1 protein-coding gene is annotated in these 1462 nt (G+C 54.5%); it reads right to left on the reverse strand.

The annotated features are described in order from the left end of the window. Positions 1-8: 8 nt before the first annotated feature. Complete coding sequence (locus tag AB1467_07460; GenBank protein ID MEW6296092.1) at positions 9-1418, reverse strand: IS66 family transposase; 1410 nt, start codon at positions 1416-1418, stop codon at positions 9-11. Positions 1419-1462 lie beyond the last annotated feature (44 nt).

A 1462-nucleotide genomic window follows, 5' to 3' on the forward strand; every position in this document is an offset into this window, starting at 1 on the left:
GTAACTACCTACCCAGTGAGTAAGGAAACAGGCTGGTGAGCGAACAAGTCACGCAAGGTGACAAAGACATTGCGACCTTGTTTGCGGCAAGTGGAAATCACTGCTTGCAAGCGGGCATACACTTTTGCGCCACGTTTGGTGCGAAAACAACCGCTCACTTTCTGTTTGACCTTGGCCGGGCGTAGATCGCGTTCCGCCTGATTATTGGTGAAAGGGACGCCTTCGATGAAGGCAAAGGCCAGTACAGCATCTTCGTGCTCTTTCAAACGGCGTAGTAGATTGCGCCCTGGTGTGCTCTTGGGTCGGCCTCTGCCTGTTTTCAGTTCAGGAGGTGGCTCTTCCTGCTCAGCCTGGCTCAAGATTTGGCGATACTGTAGCAGTGTTTCTTCAACCGCTTGTCCCTGCAACGGCAGGGTTTGCTGGTATAGGTCCAACAGGAAGGTGTGCATGGGATCAGCCCACACGCAGCCATTTTCGATCAACCCTTGCAGTTCTCGCAGGATGTGTGCGTTGCATGCCCCATGTTTGGCCTGGGTGAATTTGTAGTAGGCTGCCAGATGATCATGGATCGCTCGCCCGGTGAAGTCTTTCAGCACAGAATCTTCACTGTTCAGTGCTTGTTCGCCGCGCTTCTCGTGTACGAACAGGTGAGTGTACTGCTCATTCCCGGCCGTGTGCAGCCACTGTAATTTCCCTTCAACCCGCAACCCGGTCTCATCAAAATGCGCCACTTCTGCTGCTTTCAACTGTGCCACCGTTTCCGTTTCCACTGGCGCTGCCAGGTCATACCCTTCTTCCAGTGTCGTTTCCACCGTTTCACTGTTCAATTCATACCCGTACAAATCGGCGAACAGGCTGCTGATTTGTTCCAGCGGCATCTTGTGCTCCACCGATAGCTTCGTCACCAACGCCTGCACTCCTGGCCCATATTGCACACTGGCATCCACATACTCAGGGTATTCCCCGCTTTGCTTTTGCCCACAGCATTCTACCTGCCCCCGCCGGTGCTCGGTCACTGCCAGTTTCAGCTCCGGCAAATCGAACTGTTGTCGCTTGCCGATTACCTCATGTGCTTCATCTTCCCCTATCTCCCGCCCGCATATGGCACATCGTTTCGGCAGATGCACTTTCACCTTGTCGGGCTTCTCCACCTGGCGCAGCGTTCTCCCCTTATGTCCCGGCTGACCTCCTTTTGCATGCTTTTCCCCTTTCGGCAAGGCCGGCTGCACCCGTTTCTTCCGATACCCATCGCTGCTCGGCGGTTTGTGGCTGTTCTGGCTGTTGAGCCCCAGTCGCCGCCGCAGTTCGGCGTTCTCTGCCTGCAGGCGAGCCACTTCCTCCTGCAAGCGGGCAACTTCGGCCTCGAGAAAGCCCAGTTGTTTGAGCAAGACTTCTATTTCCAACGCTTGTTCAGCCATGCTTATAGTTTAGCAAATTTCTGGTAAGATGGGTAGGTAGTTAC

The sequence above is a fragment of the Candidatus Diapherotrites archaeon genome, assembly GCA_040755695.1.
Lineage (GTDB): Archaea > Iainarchaeota > Iainarchaeia > Iainarchaeales > 1-14-0-10-31-34 > JBFMAK01.

Excerpts from the sequence above, each read along its gene's own strand:
- AB1467_07460 (MEW6296092.1), bottom strand. The coding sequence starts at position 1,418 with ATGGCTGAACAAGCGTTGGAAATAGAAGTCTTGCTCAAACAACTGGGC.